The organism is Diaphorobacter oryzae DSM 22780, from assembly GCF_059568935.1.
This window is the reverse complement of the sequence record NZ_JCANUL010000010.1, coordinates 1-23,221: the sequence shown is the minus strand read 5'-3', so window position 1 is coordinate 23,221 and position 23,221 is coordinate 1. Positions and strand designations below refer to the sequence as shown.

Annotated in this window: 19 protein-coding genes and 2 tRNA genes; 12 read left to right on the top strand and 9 right to left on the bottom strand. The window is 67.5% G+C overall.

The features are described 5' to 3' along the window. Positions 1–12 precede the first annotated feature (12 nt). The 3 genes from BP68_RS14710 to BP68_RS14700 are packed head-to-tail and all read right to left on the bottom strand — an operon-like array spanning position 13 to position 1,814. Positions 13–504, bottom strand: a complete 492-nt coding sequence (locus tag BP68_RS14710) for a dihydrofolate reductase (RefSeq protein ID WP_496373056.1) — start codon at positions 502–504, stop codon at positions 13–15. 3 nt (positions 505–507) lie between these two features. After that, entirely contained in the window at positions 508–990 is a 483-nt protein-coding gene (locus BP68_RS14705; protein WP_496373054.1) for a hypothetical protein, read from the bottom strand. An 8-nt stretch (positions 991–998) separates the two neighbouring features. Continuing rightward, positions 999–1,814: a thymidylate synthase gene (locus BP68_RS14700; protein ID WP_496373052.1), complete on the bottom strand. Its 816-nt coding sequence runs from the start codon at positions 1,812–1,814 to the stop codon at positions 999–1,001. A 318-nt stretch (positions 1,815–2,132) separates the two neighbouring features. Here BP68_RS14700 and BP68_RS14695 point away from each other — a divergent pair, with 318 nt between their 5' ends. Then, positions 2,133–2,690 (top strand): Ivy family c-type lysozyme inhibitor, encoded by a 558-nt coding sequence (locus BP68_RS14695; protein WP_496373050.1) that lies wholly within the window; start codon positions 2,133–2,135, stop codon positions 2,688–2,690. A 68-nt stretch (positions 2,691–2,758) separates the two neighbouring features. Here the strand turns inward: BP68_RS14695 and BP68_RS14690 are convergent, their stop codons facing one another. Together BP68_RS14690 and BP68_RS14685 are read right to left on the bottom strand one after the other, a co-directional pair. After that, a complete protein-coding gene (locus BP68_RS14690; protein WP_496373048.1) occupies positions 2,759–4,195 on the bottom strand; it encodes an FAD-binding oxidoreductase in 1,437 nt (478 codons plus the stop codon). A 20-nt stretch (positions 4,196–4,215) separates the two neighbouring features. Further along, positions 4,216–4,638 (bottom strand): DUF2069 domain-containing protein, encoded by a 423-nt coding sequence (locus tag BP68_RS14685; protein ID WP_496373046.1) that lies wholly within the window; start codon positions 4,636–4,638, stop codon positions 4,216–4,218. 21 nt (positions 4,639–4,659) lie between these two features. On the opposite strand from BP68_RS14685, the gene BP68_RS14680 reads away from it, so the two are divergent. Further along, on the top strand, positions 4,660–5,910 hold the full coding sequence (locus BP68_RS14680; RefSeq protein ID WP_496373044.1) for a YihY family inner membrane protein: 1,251 nt from the start codon (positions 4,660–4,662) through the stop codon (positions 5,908–5,910). Positions 5,911–5,973: 63 nt separating this feature from the next. Here the strand turns inward: BP68_RS14680 and BP68_RS14675 are convergent, their stop codons facing one another. The 3 genes from BP68_RS14675 to hpnD all read right to left on the bottom strand — a co-directional run bounded on the left by BP68_RS14675 (position 5,974) and on the right by hpnD (position 9,175). Continuing rightward, positions 5,974–6,756: an MHYT domain-containing protein gene (locus BP68_RS14675; protein ID WP_496373042.1), complete on the bottom strand. Its 783-nt coding sequence runs from the start codon at positions 6,754–6,756 to the stop codon at positions 5,974–5,976. 272 nt (positions 6,757–7,028) lie between these two features. Beyond that, a complete protein-coding gene (gene hpnE, locus BP68_RS14670) occupies positions 7,029–8,339 on the bottom strand; it encodes a hydroxysqualene dehydroxylase HpnE (protein WP_496373040.1) in 1,311 nt (436 codons plus the stop codon). Further along, a complete protein-coding gene (hpnD, locus tag BP68_RS14665; protein WP_496373233.1) occupies positions 8,336–9,175 on the bottom strand; it encodes a presqualene diphosphate synthase HpnD in 840 nt (279 codons plus the stop codon). Before hpnD ends, hpnE begins: the two co-directional genes overlap by 4 nt. Before the next feature lie 147 nt (positions 9,176–9,322). Between hpnD and BP68_RS14660 the strand changes: the two genes are divergently transcribed. After that, complete coding sequence (locus tag BP68_RS14660; protein ID WP_496373038.1) at positions 9,323–10,216, top strand: UDP-2,3-diacylglucosamine diphosphatase; 894 nt, start codon at positions 9,323–9,325, stop codon at positions 10,214–10,216. 5 nt (positions 10,217–10,221) lie between these two features. Next, complete coding sequence (locus BP68_RS14655; protein ID WP_496373036.1) at positions 10,222–11,391, top strand: glycosyltransferase; 1,170 nt, start codon at positions 10,222–10,224, stop codon at positions 11,389–11,391. A 28-nt stretch (positions 11,392–11,419) separates the two neighbouring features. Here BP68_RS14655 and hpnC read toward each other — a convergent pair whose 3' ends face one another. Further along, on the bottom strand, positions 11,420–12,316 hold the full coding sequence (hpnC, locus tag BP68_RS14650) for a squalene synthase HpnC (RefSeq protein ID WP_496373034.1): 897 nt from the start codon (positions 12,314–12,316) through the stop codon (positions 11,420–11,422). A gap of 87 nt (positions 12,317–12,403) precedes the next feature. On the opposite strand from hpnC, the gene BP68_RS14645 reads away from it, so the two are divergent. From BP68_RS14645 to BP68_RS14610, 8 genes are all read left to right on the top strand, one after another. After that, positions 12,404–13,666 carry an efflux RND transporter periplasmic adaptor subunit gene (locus tag BP68_RS14645; RefSeq protein WP_496373032.1) on the top strand — a complete coding sequence of 421 codons (1,263 nt, stop codon included), beginning with the start codon at positions 12,404–12,406 and terminating at the stop codon, positions 13,664–13,666. A gap of 11 nt (positions 13,667–13,677) precedes the next feature. Continuing rightward, the gene (locus tag BP68_RS14640) at positions 13,678–16,830 is read left to right on the top strand and encodes an efflux RND transporter permease subunit (protein WP_496373030.1); all 3,153 of its coding nucleotides are present in this window, start codon (positions 13,678–13,680) and stop codon (positions 16,828–16,830) included. A 93-nt stretch (positions 16,831–16,923) separates the two neighbouring features. Next, a tRNA-Leu gene (locus BP68_RS14635) sits at positions 16,924–17,010 on the top strand. Between the two features lie 79 nt (positions 17,011–17,089). Beyond that, complete coding sequence (gene tig / locus BP68_RS14630; protein WP_496373028.1) at positions 17,090–18,400, top strand: trigger factor; 1,311 nt, start codon at positions 17,090–17,092, stop codon at positions 18,398–18,400. A gap of 118 nt (positions 18,401–18,518) precedes the next feature. Then, positions 18,519–19,127, top strand: coding sequence for an ATP-dependent Clp endopeptidase proteolytic subunit ClpP (gene clpP / locus BP68_RS14625; RefSeq protein ID WP_406624974.1), 609 nt, complete (start codon positions 18,519–18,521; stop codon positions 19,125–19,127). A gap of 98 nt (positions 19,128–19,225) precedes the next feature. Next, complete coding sequence (gene clpX, locus BP68_RS14620) at positions 19,226–20,491, top strand: ATP-dependent Clp protease ATP-binding subunit ClpX (RefSeq protein WP_496373025.1); 1,266 nt, start codon at positions 19,226–19,228, stop codon at positions 20,489–20,491. A gap of 139 nt (positions 20,492–20,630) precedes the next feature. After that, positions 20,631–23,051 carry an endopeptidase La gene (gene lon, locus BP68_RS14615; RefSeq protein WP_496373023.1) on the top strand — a complete coding sequence of 807 codons (2,421 nt, stop codon included), beginning with the start codon at positions 20,631–20,633 and terminating at the stop codon, positions 23,049–23,051. A 94-nt stretch (positions 23,052–23,145) separates the two neighbouring features. Continuing rightward, positions 23,146–23,221 (top strand) — tRNA-Gly (locus tag BP68_RS14610).

Below are 23,221 nucleotides of genomic sequence, written 5' to 3'. Positions count from 1 at the left end.
GGCATGGCCGCCTCAGCCGCGGCGCTCGAAGCGCACGAAGTGGTAGGGCAGGCCGCCCGCGCTCACATGGCTGCTGCGCGCGGTCTCCACCCACTCGGGGCCCAGGGTGGGGGCGTAGGCATCGCCCTCGTAGTCGCGGGCGATCTCGGTCACCTCCACGCGCGTGGCCAGGGGCAGGGCCTGGGCGTAGATCTGGGCGCCGCCCATGATCCAGGTGGTGGTGTTTGATTGCTCTGCTATTGATAGCGCTTCGCGCAGGCTGGATGCGCGCTGCGTGCCATTTTCATGCCAATCCGCTTGCCGGGTGACGACGATGTTGGTGCGCCCGGGCAGCGGGCGAAAGCGCACGGGCAGCGAGTCCCAGGTCTTGCGGCCCATGATGACCGGGTGGCCCTGGGTCAGCTGCTTGAAGTGCGCCAGGTCTTCCGGCAGGTGCCAGGGCATGGTGCCGTCCCGGCCGATGACGCCGTTGGCCGCGCGGGCGTAGATGAGGGCGATTTCCATGGTTCAGTGGCTGGAGGCGTGGGTGGGGGACGGCCGGCCGCGCGGGGCCCAGGCGGCCTCCTGCAGGGCCTGCGGCAGCTCGTGCGCCAGCGCCGTGTGCTCGCGTTCGTGGTGGTGCTCCAGCACATGGCGCAGCGCGTGGGCAGCGTCCAGCAGCATGAGCACGGCGGCGCGCGTGGCACGCTGGCCGCGCGGGGGGCGGGCGGCGACGGCCTGCACCTTGGCCGCGTATTCCTCGGCCAGCAGCAGAATGCGCTCGTGCTCCAGCAGGTACACGCGCGCTGCCCAGCGCGCGCCCTCGGGCACATGCGGCAGCAGGCGGGTGTTCTCGATCTCGACATGGCGCCGCAGGCCCCGGTGCCAGCGCTCCAGGCGCTGGAGCGCCCGGGCGAAATCGGCGCCCACGATGTCCAGCAGGTGGGCGTGCAACTGGGCGTCCAGGCGCTGGTGCTGGCGCTCGAAATGCTGCGTGGCGGTGGCTGGCATGGGCGGGGTCAGACCGCTACCGGCGCCTTGATGGCGGGGTGGTGTTCGTAGCCCAGCACCTCGAAGTCCTCGTACGCGTAGTCGAAGATCGACGCCGGCCGGCGCCGGATGTGCAACTGCGGGTAGGCGTGGGGCTGGCGCGCGAGCTGGGTCTGCACCTGCTCGAAGTGGTTGCTGTAGATATGGCAGTCGCCACCGGTCCAGATGAAGTCGCCCACCTCCAGGTCGCACTGCTGCGCCACCATGTGGGTGAGCAGCGCGTAGCTGGCGATGTTGAAGGGCACGCCCAGGAAGATGTCGGCGCTGCGCTGGTAGAGCTGGCAGGACAGCCGTCCCTCGGCCACGTAGAACTGGAAGAACGCGTGGCAGGGCATGAGGGCCATCTTGTCCAGCTCGGCCACGTTCCAGGCGCTGACGATGATGCGGCGCGAGTCGGGGTTGTTCTTCAGCGTGTCGATCACCTGCGCGATCTGGTCGATGTGCCCGCCATCGGGCGTGGGCCAGCTGCGCCACTGCACGCCGTACACGGGGCCCAGGCCGCCGTCGTCGCGCGCCCATTCGTCCCAGATGGTGCAGCCGCGCTCCTGCAGCCAGCGCACGTTGCTGCTGCCCTGCAGGAACCACAGCAGCTCCAGGATGATGGACTTCAGGTGCACCTTCTTGGTGGTCACCAGCGGAAAGCCCTCGCGCAGGTCGAAGCGCATCTGGTGGCCGAACACGCTGCGCGTGCCCGTGCCCGTGCGGTCGCCCTTGGCCACGCCGTGCTCGTACACATGGCGCATGAAGTCTTCGTATTGGGAGCGGACGGGGTGGTGCTGGGACATGGAGGACATTCTGGAATCAGGCGGGCGCATGCAGGATCTTCGCCGAAGCGCTGTGCCGGATCCTGGGGCGTCTGGGGTGTGCGTGGCATGCCGGCTTCCTTGACGGCCCCCACGGCCGAATCACGAAGCGCGGCCCATGGCCCACGCGCTGCAGGGCAGCATTTTCGCGCAACCGCCGGCGGCCACGGAAAGCCCTTGGCGGCGCGGCGCCTTGTCACCGCCATGAAGTACATTCAAACAGGCCTGCAACGCATGTACTGCAAGCGCTGGCAGCTATGTTTTTTGCGTGTTTCGGCACGCAGCATGTGGAGAATACCGATGAAATTGTTGCAACTGTCCGGCGCCTGGCGCCTGCCGGTGGCGCTGGCTGTGGCGGGGACGCTGGCCGCCTGCGAGCCATCCAGCCCCAAGCCAGAGAGCGCGGCAACGCCGCCGGCGGCGGGCTCGGAAGCCGTGGCCGCAGCGCCTGCGGCCAGTGCGCCGCAGCAGGGCAGCGCGTCGCCGCTGGCATCCTTGCGCGCGCATGTCGGAGCCTACCCCCATGATGGCCAGGTGAACTTCCTGGAGCAGGGCGCGCTGGCCGAGCGCCTCCAGCAACTGCTGGGCAAGGACTACCCCACGCTGCTGGCCAACATGCGCACCGTGGGCCCGCTGACCGAGGACCAGGGCCGCTGGTTCATCACCGGCAACCGCCCGCACGAAGGCGGGGCCGAGGCCGCGGCCATCGTGGTCGATGCGGCCCAGAACGCGGTGCGTGTGTGGATGCTGCACGAGGGCGCGGCCCGTGAATTTCTCGACCCGCAGGGCGCGGCCGTCCCCTGGCCGCAGGACGTGCAGACCCTGCTGGACAACCACAAGAACGCGCCCAAGGGGTGACTGCCCCGGGCGCTCTGGGGCAGTGACGCCACGCCACGCTGTGCCGTGGCGTTTTTTTACTTCGGGGGTTAACCGCGGCCCGGGGACTGGAGCACGCAGCCGGGGTTCATGAGGCCCTGCGGGTCCAGCGCCTGCTTGATGGCGTGCATCATCCCCAGGGCCACGGGCGACTTGTACTGGGCCAGCTTGTCGGCCTTGAGCACGCCCACGCCATGCTCGGCCGAGAACGAGCCGCCAAACTGCGCCACCGCGTCGTAGACCAGCGCGTTCACGCGCGCTTCCTGCGTGCGCAGGAACTCGCGGGCGTCGCCACCCTCGGGTGCCTGCACGTTGTAGTGCAGGTTGCCGTCGCCCAGGTGGCCGAAGTTGACCAGGCGCACGCCGGGGATTTCGCGCGCCAGCAGGGAGTCGGTGTGTTCCACGAAGTCGGGGATGCGCGACGCGGCGATCGAGATGTCGTGCTTGATGTTCAGCCCTTCCTCGGCCTGGGCCAGCGGAATGCTCTCGCGGACATGCCACAGCTCATGCGCCTGCGACAGGCTCTCGGCCACCACGGCATCGAGCACGCAGCCTTCCTCGAAGGCCAGTTCCAGCAGCGCCTCGAAGCGCTGGCGCGCATGTTCCTCGGATTCGCTGTCGCTGTTTTCCAGCAGCACGTAATAGGGCGGCGCACCGTCCAGCCCCGCGAACGGCACGCGCAGCTGGGGCATGTGCTTGATGACCAGCGCCAGCGCGAACTGCCCCATCACCTCGAAGCCGGTCAGGCCCGCGCCCAGGTGCCGGTGCGCCAGGCCCAGCAGGCGCACAGCGTCCGCCATGGACGGCACGGCGGCGAAGGCCGTGAGCTGCGCGGCGGGCTGGGGAAACAGCTTCAGGGTGGCGGCGGTGATGATGCCCAGCGTGCCCTCGCTGCCGATGAACAGGTCGCGCAGGTCGTAGCCCGTGTTGTCCTTGCGCAGGCCGCTCAGGCCGTCCCACACCTCGCCCTGGGGCGTGACAACCTCCAGGCCCAGGCACAGCTCGCGTGCGTTGCCGTAGCGCACCACCTGCGTGCCGCCGGCGTTGGTGCCCAGGTTGCCGCCGATGGTGCAACTGCCCTCGGCCGCCAGGCTCAGGGGAAACAGCAGGCCCGCCCGGTCGGCCGTTTCCTGCAGGCTCTGCAGGATGCAGCCGGCCTCCACTGTCATGGTGAGGTTGTCGTGGTCGATGGCGCGCACCGCGTTCATGCGCGTGAGGCTCAGCACCACCTGCGTGCCGCTGCCGTCGGGCGTGCTGCCCACCGACAGGCCGGTGTTGCCGCCCTGCGGCACGATGGAGCAGCCCGCCGCCGCGCAGGCGCGCACCACGGCCGCCACCTCGGGGGTGGAGGCGGGGCGCACCACGGCCAGGGCCTTGCCCCGCACGCGCTTGCGCCAGTCTTGCTCGTAGGCGGCCAGGTCGCCCTCAGTGAGCACATGGGCGGCGCCGACGATCTGGCGCAAGGTGTCGAGCAAGGCGGTGGTCATGGAGATGGCTCCGGTGAAGGTCAGGCCGATACGGCGGCGCGGGCGGCCTTGGCGGCACGCAGGCGCAGGCGCACATGCAGCGCGCAGGCGGTGAACAGCAGCAGGCACAGCACGATCTCCAGGCCGGCCAGCCAGTTGCCGGGGGCCGGATCGCTCCAGGCGCGCACCACGCCCTCGGTGAAATACAGCCACACCAGCAGGCTGACCCAGCGGTAGGTGTACATGCGCCGCTTGAGCAGGCCGGCCAGCGGCACGGCCAGCGGCAGCGCCTTGAGCGCCAGCCAGGAGCCGCCGGGGCGCAGGGGGGCGAGCCACAGCTCCCAGGCCAGGCTCAGCACGATCAGGCCCAGCAGGCTGCCCACGGCCAGCCAGCGCGTGGCCGCCACATCGGTGGCCACGCCCGCGGCGGCGCCGGGGGCCGGGGTAACGATTTCGGAATGCATGGGGCTGGCATCATATCGGCCATGCCCTTGTCCCTACAGTCCATCGCGCAGCGCATCGAGGCGTGGCTGGTGGAGCTCTCCCACTTCCCCTGGCGCACCACGGCCCAGACGCTGCGCGAGCGCTTTCGCGAGGACCGCCTGGGCCTGACGGCCAGCAGCCTGACCTTCACCACGCTGCTGGCGCTGGTGCCGTTCATGACGGTGGCGCTGGCCGTGTTCACCGCGTTTCCCATCTTCGGCAAGATGCAGCTGGTGCTGCAGCGCTGGCTGGTGGACAGCCTGGTGCCCGACAGCATCGCGCGCCCGGTGCTGGGCTACCTCACGCAGTTCGCGGCCAAGGCCAGCGGGCTGGGGATGGCGGGCCTGTCCATCCTCATGGTGACGGCGCTGACGCTGATCCTCACCATCGACCGCACGCTCAACAACATCTGGCGCGTGCGCCGCCTGCGCCCGCTGGGCCAGCGCGTGCTGATCTACTGGGCGGCCATCACGCTCGGGCCGCTGGTGCTGGCGGCCAGCCTGGCGCTGACCACGTCGGTGGCCTCGGCCGCGTCGCGCGGCATTGGCGACACGCTGCCGGGCAGCGCGCGCCTGCTGTTCGACGCCATCGAGTTTCTGGTGCTCGCCAGCGGCATGGCGGCGCTGTACCACTACGTGCCCAACACCCAGGTGCACTGGCGCCACGCCTGGGCGGGCGGCGTGTTCGTGTCCGTGGGCATGGAACTGGCCAAGAAGGTGCTGGCGCTGTACCTGGCCTCTGTGCCCACGTACTCGGTGCTCTACGGCACCTTCGCCACGCTGCCCATCCTGCTGCTGTGGGTCTACGTGGCCTGGGTGATCGTGCTGCTGGGCGCGGTGGTGGCCGCCTACCTGCCCAGCCTGCTGGCCGGCGTGGCGCGGCCGGTGGGCGGGCAGGGCTGGTCTTTCCTGCTGGCCGTGGAGGCATTGCAGCGGCTGCACCAGGCCCGCCAGCGGCAGGTCTATGGCCTGACGGCGCTGGAGCTGGCGCGGGACTTGCGCGTGGACGTGCTGCACATCGAGGCCGTGCTGGAGACGCTCACCGTCCTGGACTGGGTGGTGCAGGTGAACGAGACCGCCGCCGGCGCGCCGGATTCGGTGGATGCGCGCTACGTGCTGCTGGCCGATCCCGCCACCACCAGCATGGAGCCGCTGGTGCAGCGCCTGCTGCTGGAGCGCTCCGAGCCGCTGGAGCGCTTCTGGGGCAACACCGGCCTGGAGGTGCTCAGGCTGGCCGATGTATTACCTCGATAGCTATCAAAAATATAGCTAATTGCGCTTGATAGGTAAGGCTTGGGGCGCAAAAATGCCTTGAAATCAGCGCGTCTGCGATGCGGTGTGCGGCGCCAAGATGCGCTGGATCAGCTGGTCATAGCCGATCAGCACGGCAATGCCGACGGCGATGATGCCCGTGAGAATGGGCAGGTCCATGGAGCTGACCACCGCAAAGCCCTCGGGGCTGGCAAAGCGTTGCGTGGGCTGCGCGGTGCAGACGAAGTCCGCGGCCGACATGCCCACGTAGTGCATCGAGCACACGGCTGCGCCCATGACCATGGCGGCGACTGCCCGCAGCGCCATCGAGCGGGTGCGAAAGGCCAGCCACAGCGCGGCGCAGGCGGCCGCGATGGCGATCAGCACCGACAGCGCCACCCGGTCCATGGACCAGGTGATGTAGCCCGGAAAGCGCATGCCGTACATGCCCAGGTAGTGCATGAAGGCCACGCCCAGGCCCAGCACCACGCCGGCGCCCAGCATGCGCAGGGGGCTCTGGGGCCGCAGCGCGACGAAAGCCAGCGCCCCCGACGTGGCGGCCACCGCCGCCACCAGGGAGATCAGTGTTTCCACCATCGAGTAGCCCGAGCCCATGCCCAACTGCAGCGCCAGCATGCCCGTGAAGTGCATCGCCCACACGCCGATGCCGCCCAGGGCCGCGCCGGCGGCCAGCACGTTGAGCCAGTTCAGGCGCCGGTCCTCCCGGATGCGCTGCGCGGCCGCCAGGGCCACGAAGGAGCCCAGCACGGCGATGGCATAGGACAGGGCCACCAGGCCGAATTCATAGGAAGTCTGGACGATCTCGCCCGCTTGCAAGCTTGTATTCATGGGAAAAGGATGTCCCTGGGCCTTGTGGGCGCAGGGGAGTTTTCGACAATCGATGAAACGTCAAGTGGTTTTCTTTGACATTTATCACTGAATGTAAAATTCTATGGAGATTAAAAACCCCATAGTGATGCCTTGGACAATTGTTCACAATCGTGACACCGCCCGGACGCACGGCGCGCGGGCGGGTGAGCGGGTTCTTGGGGGGAGGAAGGCGTGACGGGCACGCAAGGCCCCGAGGGCCTGGGTGTGGCCTGGGGCGGGCGGGGGAATGTCTAGGCGCAGAGCGCCTGCGCCGCAGCGGTGCCGTGCAGCACCGCCCCCTCCAGCGTGGCGGGGTAGGGCCCGGCCACATAGTCGCCGCAGGCCTGCAGGCCCGGTGCGATGTGGCGCGGCGGCCGCGCCAGCCCCGGCGTGCAGGCGAAGGTGGCGCGCTTTTCCACCACCGTCTGCACCACGCGCAGGTCGGGCAGGGCCAGGTCTTCGGCGGCCTGGGCCAGCACATCGCGCTCCAGCTGGGCGCGTTCGCCCTCGAAGGCGCTCACCACGAAGGCCAGCATGCCCGCCGGTCCGCCCAGCGGTTGGCGGTCAAAGACGAACTGCGCGGGCCGCCCGGCGCGCGGGCGCAGCGCCAGCATGGGCGCGGGCAGCAGCGGCGCGCCCGTGGCGCCGGCGCCGGGCCGCTCGGCATAGACGGTGGCAATCGCGCCAAAGCGCAGGGCCTGGGCGGTGGCGGCCCAGGCCTGCAGGGCGGGGCGGTGGGCGGCGGGGGCGCCGGCCTCGGCCACCAGGCGTGCGGCCTCGGTGCTGCTGGCGGCCAGCAGCACGGCGTCGAAGGGCTCGCCGTCCACCCGCCAGCCGGCGTCGCCATCGTCCCGGGCCAGCGCCTGCACGCGCCGGCCCAGGCGCACGGCGTGGCCGCGCGATTGCAGCCACGCGGCGGCGGGCGCGGGGAACAGCGCGCCCAGGTCGGCGCGCGGCAGCAGCAGGTTGGAGCCGCCGCGGCCGCTGAACAGGCTGTCGTGCAGCACGCGCAGGAACACTTGACCGCAGGCCGCCTGCGCGGGCGTGTTCAGCGCCGACACGCACAGCGGGTCGATGAATTCGCGCACCAGCCGTTGCGGCAGTCCGGCGCACAGGTTGGCCACGCTGGCGCCCGGCGCGCAGCGAAAGCCGCCGAGCCGCCAGCGCGCCGCGCGGGCCAGCAAGGCCAGGCGCTCGCGCGCGCTCCAGCCGCGCGCGCGGGCGATGCCCGCCAGCGCGTCCCAGGGTGGCGGCGCATCGGGCAGGGCCAGGCCCGTACCGTCGGGAAAGACCAGCGCCAGCGGCAGGCGCAGCAGGGCGGATTCGGGCTGCACGCCCACGGCGCGCATCAGGCGCAGGCATTCGGCGTAGGCGCCGATCAGGATGTGCTGGCCGTTGTCCAGCAGCAGGGGCTGGCCGTCGGCCTGCTGTGCGGCCACGGCGCGCGCGCGTCCGCCCAATGTGCGGCTGGCCTCCAGCACGGTGACCGCATGGCCGGCCTGGGCCGCCTGCACGGCGGCGGCCATGCCGCCCCAGCCGGCCCCGATGACGGCGACCTTCACAGCCGGCCCAGCGCCTGCACTTTCCACGCCAGCCACAGCTTGCGCAGCGGCGTGAGGCTGGTGCGCTGGTGCAGCACCTGGAAGTTGTCGGCCTCGATCTCGCGCAGCAGCGTGCGGTAGATGCTGGCCATCATCAGGCCGGGCTTTTGCGTGCGGCGGTCGGCCGCGGGCAGCAGGGCCAGGGCCTCGTCGTAGAGCCGGTGCGCGCGCTCGGCCTGGAAGCGCATCAGCGCGGTGAAGCGGTCGGAGTATTCGCGCTTGGTGATCTCGTGCGCCTTCACGTCGAACTGTTGCAGCTCGCTGATCGGCAGGTAGATGCGCCCGCGCATGGCGTCCTCGCCCACGTCGCGGATGATGTTGGTGAGCTGGAAGGCCAGGCCCAGCCGGTGCGCGTACTGGGTGGTGCGCTCGTCGGTCTGGCCGAAGATGCGCGCCGCCACTTCGCCCACCACGCCAGCGACCAGGTGGCAGTAGCGCGCCAGGCCCGCGAAGTCCAGGTAGCGCGTCTGCTCCAGGTCCATCTGGCAGCCCTCGATCACGGCCTGCAGGTGGCTTTGCTCCAGCCCGTAGACGGGCACATGTGGCATGAGTGCCTGCATCACCGGATGGCTGGGCTGGCCGGCGAATGCCTTGGCCACCTCGCCCTGCCACCATGCCAGCTTGGCATGGGCCACGCTGGCGTCGGAGACCTCGTCCACCACGTCGTCCACCTCGCGGCAGAACGCGTAGAAGGCCGTGATGGCCGCGCGCCGCTCGCGTGGCAGGAACAGAAAGGCGTAATAGAAGCTGCTGCCGGAGGCGGCGGCCTTTTGCTGGACGTACTGGTCGGGACTCATGGGGGCGTGATTGTCCCATGGCATGCGGCGCGTTCCTTGCGCGCCCGATACGGCCTGCGCGGCCGCGCTGGCGCGCCACCGCAACGTCACCGCGGCGACGCGGAAATGTCACGCCGCTGTCGTGGCGCCTGCCCACCATGCAAACGCATGAAGCGCGACGATGCTTTCCTCAACGCCTGGAAATCCTCCGCGGCGCTGCTGCCGGACGATCCGGCCGACGACGCCTGCGACCCGGATCGGCCGCCGCTGCGTTGCCGCACGCTCTGGATCTCGGACCTGCACCTGGGCACCCCCGGCTGCCAGGCCAAGGCGCTGCTGGACTTTCTCAAGCACACCGAGTGCGAGACGCTGTACTTGGTGGGCGACATCATCGACGGCTGGCAGCTGCGCCGCCAGTGGTACTGGCCGCAGGCGCACAACGACGTGGTGCAGAAGCTGCTGCGCAAGGCCCGCAAGGGCACGCGCGTGATCTTCATCCCCGGCAACCATGACGAGTTCGCGCGCCGCTACGTGCAGCTCAACTTCGGCGGTGTCGCCGTGGCCGAGGACTGGGTGCACGAGACGGCCGACGGCCGCAAGCTGTGGGTGATCCATGGCGACCTGTTCGACGGAGTGATCCAGTGCGCCAAGTGGCTGGCCTATGTGGGGGATTCCCTCTACGAATTCACGCTCAAGCTCAACCGCTACCTGAACACGCTGCGCGCGCGCCTGGGGCTGCCGTACTGGTCGCTATCCAAGTACCTCAAGCTCAAGGTCAAGCGCGCCGTGAACTACGTGGGGGACTTCGAGAACGCCGTCGCGCGCGAGGCCCGCAAGCGCGGTCTGCACGGGGTGGTGTGCGGTCACATCCACCATGCCGAGCTGCGCGACATTGACGGCATCCTGTACGCCAACGACGGTGACTGGGTGGAGAGCCTCAGCGCGCTGGCCGAGCATGCCGACGGGCGGCTGGAAATCCTCCACTGGGCCGAGCACATGCCCGCCGCCCGGCGCAAGAACGGCGTCGCCATGGCGCCGCACACCCCTGTCACCACGATCTGAAGCCCATGGCGCCTGATGCTGCCCCCCTGGTTGAGCTGGTTTATTTCAATGCGGGGGGCGGCCACCGCACGTCCGCGCTGGCGCTGGAGGCGGCCATTGCACGCACTGGCCTGCCTTGGCGGGTGAGCCGCACGCATTTGTTCGAGGTGCTCGATCCCCGGGCGCGCTTTCGGCAGTGGACCGGCATGGAGCCGGAGGATGTCTACAACAAGCGCCTGGCGCGGGGCTGGACGCTGGGGCTGTCGCACGAGCTGCGCCTGCTGCAGGGCATGATCCGCTGGCGCCATGGGCGGCTGGTGCAGTCCTTGCGCCGGCACTGGGCGAATAGCCGCCCGGCGATGGTGGTGTCGCTGGTGCCCAACTTCAACCGCGCCATGGCCGAGGCGCTGGAACAGGCCCTGCCGGGCACGCCCTTCGTGACGGTGATGACCGACCTGGCCGACTGCCCGCCCAGCTTCTGGATGGAGCCGCAGAGCCGGCAGGCCCTGGTGTGCGGCTCGCCCTATGCCGTGGCCCAGGCGCGCGCGGCGGACATCCCCGAGCACCGCATCTGGCAGACCTCCGGCATGCTGCTGGGGGAGCAGTTCCACGCCGAGGCGGACATGGACCGCGCCGCCGAGCGCCAGCGTCTGGGGCTGGACGCCGAACGCCCCGTGGGGCTGGTGCTGTTCGGCTCCGAAGGATCCCGGGAGATGCTGCCGATCGCCCGCCGTCTCAGCGATACGCCGCTGATCCTTGCCTGCGGGCGCAATGCGGCGCTGGCGCAGGTCTTGCGCGCACTCCCGCGCAATGCGCCCACGGTGGTGCTGGAGTACACGCGCGAGATGGCGCGCACCATGCGGCTGGCGGACTTTTTCATTGGCAAGCCCGGCAGCGGCAGCCTGAGCGAGGCGGTGCACATGGGGCTGCCACCCATCGTGGTGCGCAGTGCCTGGACCATGCCGCAGGAGCGCTATTGCACGGAATGGGTGCGCGACCATGGTCTGGGGCTGGTGCTGCCGCATTTCAGGGCCATCGCGCCCGCGGTGCGCAGCTTGCTGGCCGACCTGCCGCGCTACCAGGCCGCGACGCGGCGCATGGGCAACCGCGCTGCGCACGAGGTGCCGCAGGTGCTGGCGCAGATCCTGCGTAACGCGCAGGAGCGGGCGGAGCGGCTGGGGCGCCTGGCGGCGTGACCCGCCGCCTCAGGTCGCCAACCCGTTCCTACATGCGCGCGGCGCGCCACAGCATGCGCGGGCCGTCGCAGGCGGTGATGCGGGGGCGCCGCAGCAGGCTGGCGCCGTGCAGCGCCTCCACCTTGTCCAGGATGCGCAGGCCGCCTTGCACCACCAGGCGCAACTCCCAGCCCGCGCGGCCCGGCAGGCGGTGCACCAGCGGGCCGCCCTGCAGCATGGTGGCGCGGGCCCAGGCGGCGCAGTCGAGCACCAGCCGGTCGCTGGCGGCCGAGCGGCGCTGCTGCGCCAGGTCGGGGCGCGCGACGCCGAAGGCGGCGCAGTCGGCGTCGGTGAGGTAGTGGCGCCCGCGGGGCAGGTCCACGCTCAGGTCCTGCCAGAAGTTGATGAGCTGCAAGGCGGTGCAGATGGCGTCGCTCTCGCGCAGGGCCGCATCGCCCCGCACGCCGTACAGGTGTAGCAGCAGGCGGCCCACGGGATTGGCCGAACGGCGGCAATAGTCCAGCAGCGTGGCGCGGTCGACGTAGGTGGCGCCGGCCTCCGTCATGGCCACGTCCTGCAAGAAGGCATCGATCAGGTCGTCCAGCAGCGGCACGGGCAGGGCATGGCTGTGCAGGACGGCCTGCAGCGGCCCGAAGATGGCGGCCCAGCGGGGCGTGGGCGCTTGGCCGGCGGCGACGGCCTGCAGCTCGGCACGGTAGGCGCGCAGGTCGGCCAGGCGCTCGCTGGCGCTGGCCGTGCCCTCGTCGGCCAGGTCGTCGGCCGCGCGGGCGAAGGCGTAGATGGCGGCGATGGGCTGGCGCAGGTGCGGCGGGCACAGCAGCGAGGCGACCGGGAAGTTCTCGTAATGCGTGACGGGCGGCGCCACGGCAGGCGCTGTGGCTTCGGCGGGGGCGTGGGTAAGGGCGGAGGGCTCGGGATGCTTCACACCGCCATTCTCGCGCTTGACAAGATCGCTCGGCTTCTCATAGATTACTAACCAGTCAGTCAGTAACTTGATTCACCGGATGTTCCCATGAAGACTCCCGCCGCATTGCGCCCGCAGGGCCCGTCGAGGCCGCCTGTGCACCAGCCCCGTCCCGGGGTTTTTTTACGGGTGCCGCGCGCCGGCGTGCGCATGGGGGCGCTGGCGCTGGTGCTGGCCGCGCTGGGGCTGTCCGGTTGCGCACGGCGCGAGAGCGCGCCCGAACCCATCCGTGCGGTGAAGCTGCTCACCGTGGGGCAGTCTCCTTTGCAGATGCAACTGGAGTACGCGGGCGAAGTGCGCGCGCGCGTGGAGTCGCGCCTGGGCTTTCGGGTGGCCGGCAAGATCGTGCAGCGCCAGGCCGAGCTGGGCCAGCGCGTGCAGGCGGGCCAGGTGCTGGCCCAGCTTGATCCGCGCGACTACGAGCTGGCCGCGCAGGCCGCGCGCGCGCAGGTGGCCGCGGCCACCACGCAGCGCGATCTGGCGGCGGCGGATTTCGAGCGCTTTTCCAAGCTGCGCGCGCAGAACTTCATCAGCGGTGCGGAGCTGGACCGCCGCGAGGCCCAGTTGAAGGCCGCGCAGGCGTCGCTGGACCAGGCCCGCGCGCAACTGGCGTCGCAGGGCAACCAGGCGGAGTACACGCGCCTGGTGGCCGACGCGGCGGGCGTGGTGACCGGCATCGACGCCGAGCCCGGCCAGGTGGTGGCCGTGGGAGCGTCGGTGGTGCGCATTGCGCGCGACGGCCCGCGCGATGCGGTGTTCTCCGTGCCCGAAGACAAGGTGGGCCAGCTGCGCGTGGGCCAGAGCGTGCAGGTGCGCGCCTGGACGGCCGATGCGCTGATGCAGGGCCGCGTGCGCGAGGTGGCCGCCAGTGCCGACCCGGTGACGCGCACCTTCCTCGTGAAGGTGGCGGTGGACGGCGCCGAGGTGCCGCCGCTGGGCGCCACGGTGTACGTGGCGCCGCAGGCGCTGGCGCGTGACGGCGTGCAGGCCATCAAGCTGCCGACGAGCGCGCTGCGCCAGGAGGGCGGGCAGACGGCGGTGTGGGTGTTCGAGCCCGCGCAGGGCGGCGCCGGCGGCACCGTGCGCTCGCAGCCGGTGCAGATCGCCACGGCCGATGGCAACGAGGCCGTGGTCGCCGCGGGGCTGGCGCCCGGCATGCGGGTGGTGGCCACCGGCGTGCATGTGCTGGCGCCAGGCCAGAAGGTGACGGTTTACAAGCCAAAATCGGCTCCAGCGCCCGTGGATCAAGCGCAAGGTGCTATTAATATAGGAGCTGATGAGCAGCGCCCAGCATCGCCGGCGGCGCGATAAGGGGCGCCGCCATGTCGAACACACCGCAGAGCGAACCCAAGGCGGGCTTCAATCTTTCCCGATGGGCGCTGGAGCATGCGGCGCTCACGCGCTACCTGATGGTGGTGCTGATGCTGCTGGGCTTTGCAGCGTACTTCCAGCTGGGCCAAGACGAGGATCCGCCCTTCACCTTCCGCGCCATGGTCGTGCGTACCTACTGGCCGGGCGCCACGGCGCAGCAGGTGGCCGAGCAGGTGACCGACAAGCTCGAGCGCACGCTGCAGGAGGTGCCCTACGCCGACAAGATCCGCAGCTACAGCAAGCCGGGCGAGTCGCAGATCATTTTTGAAATCAAGGATTCGTCCCGGCCCGCCGAGGTGGCCAACGTCTGGTACCAGGTGCGCAAGAAGATCGGCGACATGCGCTACCAGCTGCCGGGCAACATCCAGGGGCCGTTCTTCAACGACGAGTTCGGCGATGTGTTCGGCGTGATCTACGCGCTGCAGGGCGAGGGTTTCAGCGATGCGGAGCTGAGGGACTTTGCCGACGACGTGCGCCAGCAGCTGCTGCGCGTGAAGGACGTGGCCAAGGTCGAGCAGTTCGGCGTGCAGGACGAGAAGGTCTGGATCGAGGTCTCGCAAAAGCGCCTGGCCCAGCTCGGCCTGGATTTCAACGCGGTGCTGCAGCAGCTCGGCGCGCAGAACGCCGTGGAAAGCGCGGGCGTGATCCAGTCGCCGCAGGACATGGTGCAGGTGCGCGTGGGCGGGCAGTTCACCAGCGTGGAGCAGCTGCGCGCCATGCCGATCCGCGGCACCTCCGGTGCGCAGCTGCGCCTGGCCGACATTGCCGAGGTGCGGCGCGGCTACGTGGAGCCGCCATCGGTGAAGGTGCGCTTCCAGGGGCAGGCGGTGATCGGCCTGGGCATCTCCATGGCCAAGGGGGGCGACATCGTCGCGCTGGGCAAGGCCCTGCGCAGTGCGGTGGCGGACATCCAGTCCAAGCTGCCCGCGGGCGTGCAGCTGCACCAGGTGCAGGACCAGCCCGCGGCCGTGGCCGATTCGGTGGGTGAATTCATCAAGGTGCTGATTGAGGCCGTGGTCATCGTGCTGGGCGTGAGCTTCGTCTCGCTGGGGCTGCACAAGGGCGGGCGCTTCGGCTGGTACATCGACTACCGGCCGGGCCTGGTGGTGGCCATCACCATTCCGCTGGTGCTGGCCGTCACCTTTCTGGCCATGCACTACTTCAACATCGGGTTGCACAAGGTGTCGCTGGGCTCGCTGATCATCGCGCTGGGCCTGCTGGTGGACGACGCCATCATTGCCGTGGAGATGATGGTGCGCAAGATGGAGGAGGGCTACGACAAGGTGCGCGCCGCCACCTTTGCTTACGACATCACGGCCAAGCCCATGCTCACCGGCACCCTGATCACGGCGGCGGGCTTCCTGCCCATCGGCATCGCCAAGTCGGTGACGGGCGAGTACACCTTCGCCATCTTCGCGGTGACGGTGATTGCGCTGGTGCTGTCATGGATCGTCTCGGTGTACTTCGTGCCCTACCTGGGCACGCTGCTGCTGAAGGTCAAGCCCCACGACCCCGGCGCGCCGCCGCACGAGCTGTTCGACACGCCGTTCTACGCGCGCTTTCGGCGCGCGGTGGGCTGGTGCGTGGACCACCGCTGGATCACCATCGGTGCCACCGTGGCCATCTTCGCGCTGGGCATCGTGGGCATGGGACGCGTGCAGCAGCAGTTCTTTCCCGATTCCAGCCGGCCCGAGATCATGGTGGACATCTGGTTTCCCGAAGGCACCTCCTTCGCCGCCAACGAGGCCGTGGCGCAGCGGCTGGAGCGGCGGCTGATGGAGCAGGACGGCGTGGCCAGCGTGGCCACCTGGGTGGGGTCGGGCACGCCGCGCTTTTACCTGCCGCTGGACCAGGTGTTTCCGCAGAGCAACGTGTCGCAATTCATCGTGCTGGCCAAGAGCCTGCCCGAGCGCGAGGCCGTCCGCCTGCGCCTGCCCCAGGTGCTGGCCGAGGAGTTCCCCGAGGTGCGCGGCCGCGTGAAGCTGCTGCCCAACGGGCCGCCGGTGCCGTACCCCGTGCAGTTCCGCGTGGTGGGCAGCGACCCGGCCGTGCTGCGCCTGCGCGCGGACGAGGTCAAGACCGCGATGCGCGCCAACGCAAACCTGGTCGGCGTGAACGACAACTGGAACGAATCGGTCAAGGTGATCCGCCTGGAGGTGGACCAGGACAAGGCGCGTGCGCTGGGCGTGACCAGCTCGGGGCTGGCGCAGGCATCGCGCACCATGTTCACCGGCACCAACGTGGGCCAGTACCGCGAGAACGACAGGCTTATCGACATCGTGCTGCGCCAGTCGCGTGATGAGCGCGAGGCCATCTCGGATATCGGCAACGCCTATCTGCCGACGGCCTCCGGGCGCTCGATTCCGCTGACCCAGATCGCCAAGCCCGTGTTCACCTGGGAGCCTGGCGTGATGTGGCGCTGGAACCGCAGCTACGCCATCACCGTGCAGGGCGATCTGGTGGAGGGCCTGCAGGGCGCCACCGTCACGGCGCAGCTGCTGCCCGAACTGCGTGCGCTGGAGGCGCGCTGGCGCGCCGACGGCGACAACGGCGTGCGCATCGAGGTGGCCGGCGCGGTGGAGGAGAGCAGCAAGGGCTCGGCCTCCATCGTCGCGGGGGTGCCGGTGATGCTGTTCATCGTGTTCACGCTGCTCATGCTGCAGTTGCACAGCTTCAGCCGCTCGGTGCTGGTATTCCTGACCGGGCCGTTGGGCATAGCGGGCGTGGCGGCGGCCCTGCTGCTGCTGAACCGGCCGTTCGGCTTTGTGGCACTGCTGGGGGTCATCGCGCTCATGGGCATGATCCAGCGCAATTCGGTGATCCTGATCGACCAGATCGAGCTGGACCGCGCGGCGGGCGTGCCGACCTGGAATGCCATCGTGGAGGCCGCGGTGCGGCGCCTGCGCCCCATCGTGCTCACCGCGGCCGCCGCGGTGCTGGCCATGATCCCGCTGTCGCGCAGCGTGTTCTGGGGGCCGATGGCCGTCGCCATCATGGGCGGGCTGATCGTGGCCACGGTGCTCACGCTGCTGGCTCTGCCTGCCATGTATGCGGCCTGGTTCCGCGTGCGCAGGCCCGATCCGCAGGCCGCGCAAAACAACTAAATCCGAAGAGGTCTGCGACAAGGTAAAATCTGCCGTTTGACCTATTTCACCGGGATGGCCTGCAGTGCCAGCCATCCGGGTGGCTTTAGAACTGCGCGGGTGGCGAAATTGGTAGACGCACCAGGTTTAGGTCCTGACGCCAGCAATGGTGTGGGGGTTCGAGTCCCCCCCCGCGCACCAACGTGAGACTTTGGCGGAGCGTGGTGCAGGCTTGCACTGCAAGTCGGCACGGTCCACATCCCTGACACTAGGAACAACCATGGCCGTAACTGTTGAAACCCTTGAAAAGCTTGAACGCAAGATCACGCTGAGCCTGCCTCTCACCACCATCCAGACCGAAGTGGATTCGCGCCTCAAGCGTCTGGCCCGTACGGTGAAGATGGACGGCTTCCGTCCTGGCAAGGTGCCCATGAGCGTGGTGGCCCAGCGCTATGGCTACTCCGTGCAGTACGAAGTGCTGAACGACAAGGTGGGCGAGGCCTTCGCTCAGGCGGCCAACGAGGCCAACCTGCGCGTGGCCGGCCAGCCCCGCATCACCGAGAAGGATGGCGCGCCCGAGGGGCAGGTGACGTTCGACGCGGTGTTCGAGGTGTTCCCGGAAGTCAAGATCGGCGACCTGACGGTGGCTGAAGTGGAAAAGCTCTCGGCCGAAGTGACCGACAGCGCCATCGACAAGACCGTCGACATCCTGCGCAAGCAGCGCCGCACCTTCGCCCAGCGTGCGCAGGGCGCTGCCGCCGAAGACAGCGACCGCGTGACCGTGGACTTCGAGGGCAAGATCGACGGCGAACCCTTCTCCGGCGGCAAGGCCGAGGACTTCCAGTTCCTGGTCGGCGAAGGCCAGATGCTCAAGGAATTCGAAGATGCCGTGCGCGGCATGAAGTCGGGCGAGAGCAAGACCTTCCCGCTGGCCTTCCCCGAGGACTACCACGGCAAGGATGTGGCCGGCAAGACGGCCGACTTCATGGTCACCGTGAAGAAGATCGAAGCCGCCCATCTGCCTGAAGTGAACGAACAACTGGCCAAGTCGCTCGGCATCGCCGACGGCACGGTGGACGGTCTGCGCGCCGACATCAAGAAGAACCTGGAGCGTGAAGTCAAGTTCCGCCTGCTGGCCCGCAACAAGCAGGCCGTGATGGACGCCCTGGTGTCCAAGGCCGAACTGGATCTGCCCAATGCCAGCGTGCAGGCCGAAATCGCCCGCCTGCTGGAAGGCGCTCGTGCCGACCTGAAGCAGCGCGGCATCAAGGATGCCGACAAGGCAGAGATCCCCGAGGACGTGTTCCGTCCCCAGGCCGAGCGCCGCGTGCGTCTGGGCCTGGTAGTGGCCGAACTGGTGCGTGCCAACGAGCTGCAGGCCAAGCCCGAGCAACTGAAGGCCCATGTGGACGAGCTGGCCGCCAGCTACGAGAAGCCCGAGGACGTGGTGCGTTGGTACTTCAGCGACCGCAACCGCCTGGCGGAAGTGGAGGCCGTGGTCATCGAAAACAATGTGACCGACTTTGTGCTGGGTAAGGCCAAGGTCAGCGAAAAGGCCGTGTCGTTCGATGAGCTGATGGGCCAGGCCTGACACGCCCCAGCGGCGCGTCCTGCAGCGGCGCGCCAGGGGTGAACTTTGCGGGGCTTGTGCTTTGCTGCACAAGCCCCAATTGTTTTCTGGGTACAGTACCGCCTGACTGGAGAAATACATGAGCGCACTTGAAACGCAGGCCTTGGGCATGATCCCCATGGTCATCGAGCAGTCGGGCCGCGGCGAGCGGTCCTACGACATTTATTCGCGCCTGCTGAAGGAGCGCGTGATCTTCCTGGTGGGCGAAGTCAACGACCAGACTGCCAACCTGGTGGTGGCGCAGCTGCTGTTCCTGGAAAGCGAAAACCCGGACAAGGACATTTCGTTCTACATCAACTCCCCGGGTGGCAGCGTCACTGCTGGCATGGCGATCTACGACACCATGCAGTTCATCAAGCCGGACGTGTCCACCCTGTGCTGCGGCTTCGCCGCCAGCATGGGCGCCTTCCTGCTGGCCGCGGGCGCCAAGGGAAAACGCTTCTCGCTGCCCAATTCCAAGATCATGATCCACCAGGTGCTGGGTGGAGCGCGCGGCCAGGCGACCGATATCGAAATCCACGCCCGCGACATCCTGCGTACCAAGGACCAGATGAATCGCATCTTGGCCGAACGCACCGGCCAGCCGATCGAGAAGGTGAAGGCGGATACCGAACGCGACTATTTCATGACTGCGGACGAGGCCAAGGACTACGGCATCGTCGACCAGGTGATCTCCAAGCGTCCTTGAGCGTTTTGCCTCTTGAGCGCGGCGTTTCCCACACGGGGAACGCCGTTTTTATTTCGTTATCATCTTGACAACATCCCCCGTCATAAGGCATTGCCCCCATGGCCGAAAAAAAAGGCTCTTCCAGCGAAAAAACCCTTTACTGCTCGTTCTGCGGCAAAAGTCAGCATGAAGTGAAGAAGCTCATCGCCGGTCCGTCAGTCTTTATTTGCGACGAGTGCATTGACCTGTGCAATGAGATCATCCGTGACGAGCTGCCCTCTGGCGAAGCCACGCGCGAGGGGCGCGGCGACCTTCCGACGCCGGCCGAGATCAAGACCAACCTCGACAACTACGTGATTGCGCAGGATACGGCCAAGCGCACGCTGGCGGTGGCCGTGTACAACCACTACAAGCGCCTGCGCCACAAGGACAAGGCGGGTAAGGACGAGGTGGAGCTGTCCAAGAGCAATATCTTGCTGATCGGCCCTACTGGCTCCGGCAAGACGCTGCTGGCGCAGACACTGGCCCGTCAGCTCGACGTGCCCTTTGTGATGGCAGATGCCACCACATTGACCGAGGCGGGCTATGTGGGCGAAGACGTGGAAAACATCGTCCAGAAGCTGCTGCAAAGTTGCAACTACGACGTGGAGCGAGCGCAGCGCGGCATCGTCTACATCGACGAAATCGACAAGATCTCGCGCAAGTCCGACAACCCCAGCATCACCCGCGACGTCTCGGGTGAAGGGGTGCAGCAGGCGCTGCTGAAACTGATCGAAGGCACCATGGCCAGCGTACCGCCGCAGGGTGGGCGCAAGCATCCCAACCAGGACTTCCTGCAGATCGATACCACCAACATCCTGTTCATCTGCGGCGGTGCTTTTGCCGGGCTGGAAAAGGTCATTGAAAACCGTACGGAGGCATCGGGCATTGGCTTCGGCGCCGCAGTACGCAGCAAGAAGCAGCGCTCCCTGACCGAGGTGTTCCAAGACATCGAACCCGAAGACCTCATCAAGTTCGGCCTGATTCCTGAGCTGGTGGGCCGCATGCCCGTAGTGACGGCGCTGGCAGAACTCGGTGAAGACGCGTTGGTGCAGATCCTCACCGAGCCCAAGAATGCCCTCGTGAAGCAGTACAGCAAGCTGCTGGCCATGGAAGGTGTCGACTTGGAAATCCGGCCGGCGGCACTCAAGGCCATCGCTCGCAAGGCCATCGCCCGAAAAACCGGTGCACGTGGCCTGCGCTCCATTCTGGAGCAAGCGCTGATCGGCACCATGTTCGATCTGCCCAATGTTTCTAATGTGGAGAAGGTCGTGGTAGATGAGGCCACCATTGACGAAAGCAAGGCGCCTTTGCTGGTTTACCGCGAGACAGCCAAGACGGCCTGAGGCCGGCATGGGCCGCGTCCGCCCTGTGACGGCCGGCCAAAGCTGTTCTGCCAGTGCTCCCCATGCCCGAGCGGCTATGCCGCCGGGTTGAAAAACTCTGCCCATGGACCATATTCCATGGAATTACTGAGGATTGCCCATGTCCGGACATACGCTCCTGCCTGCCACGCCCCTGGACCTGCCACTGCTGCCCCTGCGCGACGTGGTGGTCTTCCCCCACATGGTGATCCCGCTGTTCGTAGGGCGCCCCAAGAGCATCAAGGCTTTGGAGCTGGCCATGGACGCCGATCGCCGCATCATGCTCGTGGCCCAGAAAGCGGCCGCCAAGGATGAGCCGCAGGTGTCGGACATGTTCGAGGTGGGCTGCATTTCCACTATCCTGCAAATGCTCAAGCTGCCCGACGGTACGGTCAAGGTGCTCGTTGAGGGGCAGCAGCGCGCCCAGGTAACTGCGGTGCAAGACGGCGAGACGCATTTCACCGCCACGGTGACACCCGTGCAGGTTGAGGGGGAAGACGGCAAGCCCAGCGAAATCGAGGCGCTGCGCCGCGCCGTGATGCAGCAGTTCGATCAGTACGTCAAGCTGAATAAGAAGATTCCGCCGGAGATCCTGACCTCGATCTCCAGCATCGATGATCCAGGTCGTCTGGCCGACACCATTGCTGCCCACCTGCCACTCAAGCTCGAGAACAAGCAGCTCGTACTCGACCTGGCGGATATCAAGCAGCGCTTGGAAAACCTCTTCGAGCAACTGGATCGCGAGGTGGACATTCTCAATGTGGACAAGCGCATCCGCGGTCGCGTGAAGCGCCAGATGGAGAAGAACCAGCGCGACTTCTACCTCAACGAGCAAGTCAAGGCGATCCAGAAGGAGCTGGGCGAAGGAGAGGAGGGCGCGGATATCGAGGAGATCGAAAAGAAGATCAAGTCCGCTAAGATGCCCGCCGAAGCTCGCAAGAAGGCGGAGGGTGAGTTCAAGAAGCTCAAGCTGATGTCACCCATGTCGGCCGAGGCCACGGTGGTGCGCAACTACATTGATGTCCTCACGGGCCTGCCCTGGAGCAAAAAAACCAAGATCAAGCACGACCTAGCACATGCCGAGGAGGTCCTCAACGAGGACCACTATGGCTTGGAAAAGGTCAAGGACCGGATCCTGGAATACCTCGCGGTGCAGCAGCGTGTGGACAAGGTCAAGGCTCCCATCCTGTGCCTGGTCGGCCCCCCAGGCGTGGGCAAGACGTCGCTGGGCCAGTCGATCGCGAAAGCCACAGGGCGCAAGTACGTACGCATGGCGCTGGGCGGCATGCGTGACGAGGCCGAGATTCGTGGCCATCGCCGTACCTACATCGGCGCCATGCCGGGCAAGGTGCTGCAAAGCCTGAACAAGATCGGCACGCGCAATCCGCTGTTCCTGTTGGACGAGATAGACAAGCTGGGGACGGATTTCCGGGGGGATCCGTCAAGCGCGCTGCTGGAGGTGCTGGACCCCGAGCAGAACCACAAGTTCGGCGACCACTATGTCGAGGTCGATTTCGATCTGTCCGACGTGATGTTCGTCGCAACGTCGAATTCGCTGAACATCCCGCCGGCATTGCTGGATCGCATGGAGGTGATCCGTCTCTCGGGCTACACGGAGGACGAGAAGGTCAACATCGCCATCAAGTACCTGCTGCCCAAGCAGATGGAAAACAATGGCGTGAAGGATGAAGAGCTGCGCGTGGCCGAGTCGGCGGTACGCGATATCGTGCGTTACTACACGCGCGAGGCGGGCGTGCGTTCGCTGGAGCGAGAGCTCTCCAAGATCTGCCGCAAGGTGGTCAAGGGACTGCAGCTCAAGAAGCTCCAGCCGCAGGTCGAAGTGTCGGCGGCCAATTTGTCCGAGTACTTGGGCGTTCACAAGTACAGCTATGGGCGGGCCGAGCAGCAAAACCAAGTGGGGCAGGTGGTCGGGCTGGCGTGGACCGAAGTGGGGGGCGATCTGCTCACCATAGAGGTGGCCACCATGCCGGGCAAGGGCCACATCACGCGAACGGGTTCGCTGGGTGACGTGATGAAAGAGTCTGTGGAGGCCGCGCGTACCGTGGTGCGCAGCCGGGCACGGGCGGTGGGCATTCGCGATGAGGCGTTTGAAAAACGCGACTTGCACATTCACGTGCCCGACGGGGCGACGCCCAAGGATGGTCCAAGTGCCGGCATCGCCATGACGACGGCCATTGTCTCGGCGCTCACGGGCATTCCCGTGCGAGCCGATGTGGCCATGACGGGCGAGATCACGCTGCGTGGTGAGGTCACTGCCATTGGTGGATTGAAGGAGAAGCTGCTCGCGGCACTGCGCGGCGGCATCAAGACGGTCCTCATCCCGGAGGAGAACGTGAAGGACCTGCAGGAGATACCGGACAACGTGAAGAGTGGGCTGGAGATCGTGCCTGTGAAATGGATCGACAAGGTGCTTGATGTGGCGCTGGAGCGCAAACCCATTGCCCTGACCGACGACGAGGTGCCTCCGGGCGTTCCATCGACGGCTGGTGGCGATGCTGAGCGTGGTTCGGTGAAGCACTGACGGAAAAATTGCAAGTTTCTCCGTGGGCCCATAAAAATGGGCTACAATTCATTCATCGACGCTAAACGTTATATAATGTGAGGCTTCGGTAAACGCGGGAATAGCTCAGTTGGTAGAGCGCAACCTTGCCAAGGTTGAGGTCGTCGGTTCGAACCCGATTTCCCGCTCCA

Excerpts from the sequence above, each read along its gene's own strand:
- BP68_RS14655 (WP_496373036.1), top strand. The coding sequence starts at position 10,222 with ATGGCGCCTGATGCTGCCCCCCTGGTTGAGCTGGTTTATTTCAATGCG.
- hpnD (WP_496373233.1), bottom strand. The coding sequence starts at position 9,175 with ATGAGTCCCGACCAGTACGTCCAGCAAAAGGCCGCCGCCTCCGGCAGC.
- BP68_RS14705 (WP_496373054.1), bottom strand. The coding sequence starts at position 990 with ATGCCAGCCACCGCCACGCAGCATTTCGAGCGCCAGCACCAGCGCCTG.
- BP68_RS14660 (WP_496373038.1), top strand. The coding sequence starts at position 9,323 with ATGAAGCGCGACGATGCTTTCCTCAACGCCTGGAAATCCTCCGCGGCG.
- BP68_RS14680 (WP_496373044.1), top strand. The coding sequence starts at position 4,660 with ATGCCCTTGTCCCTACAGTCCATCGCGCAGCGCATCGAGGCGTGGCTG.
- BP68_RS14690 (WP_496373048.1), bottom strand. The coding sequence starts at position 4,195 with ATGACCACCGCCTTGCTCGACACCTTGCGCCAGATCGTCGGCGCCGCC.
- BP68_RS14700 (WP_496373052.1), bottom strand. The coding sequence starts at position 1,814 with ATGTCCCAGCACCACCCCGTCCGCTCCCAATACGAAGACTTCATGCGC.
- BP68_RS14695 (WP_496373050.1), top strand. The coding sequence starts at position 2,133 with ATGAAATTGTTGCAACTGTCCGGCGCCTGGCGCCTGCCGGTGGCGCTG.
- BP68_RS14640 (WP_496373030.1), top strand. The coding sequence starts at position 13,678 with ATGTCGAACACACCGCAGAGCGAACCCAAGGCGGGCTTCAATCTTTCC.
- BP68_RS14645 (WP_496373032.1), top strand. The coding sequence starts at position 12,404 with ATGAAGACTCCCGCCGCATTGCGCCCGCAGGGCCCGTCGAGGCCGCCT.
- tig (WP_496373028.1), top strand. The coding sequence starts at position 17,090 with ATGGCCGTAACTGTTGAAACCCTTGAAAAGCTTGAACGCAAGATCACG.
- BP68_RS14685 (WP_496373046.1), bottom strand. The coding sequence starts at position 4,638 with ATGCATTCCGAAATCGTTACCCCGGCCCCCGGCGCCGCCGCGGGCGTG.
- clpP (WP_406624974.1), top strand. The coding sequence starts at position 18,519 with ATGAGCGCACTTGAAACGCAGGCCTTGGGCATGATCCCCATGGTCATC.
- BP68_RS14710 (WP_496373056.1), bottom strand. The coding sequence starts at position 504 with ATGGAAATCGCCCTCATCTACGCCCGCGCGGCCAACGGCGTCATCGGC.
- BP68_RS14675 (WP_496373042.1), bottom strand. The coding sequence starts at position 6,756 with ATGAATACAAGCTTGCAAGCGGGCGAGATCGTCCAGACTTCCTATGAA.
- lon (WP_496373023.1), top strand. The coding sequence starts at position 20,631 with ATGTCCGGACATACGCTCCTGCCTGCCACGCCCCTGGACCTGCCACTG.
- clpX (WP_496373025.1), top strand. The coding sequence starts at position 19,226 with ATGGCCGAAAAAAAAGGCTCTTCCAGCGAAAAAACCCTTTACTGCTCG.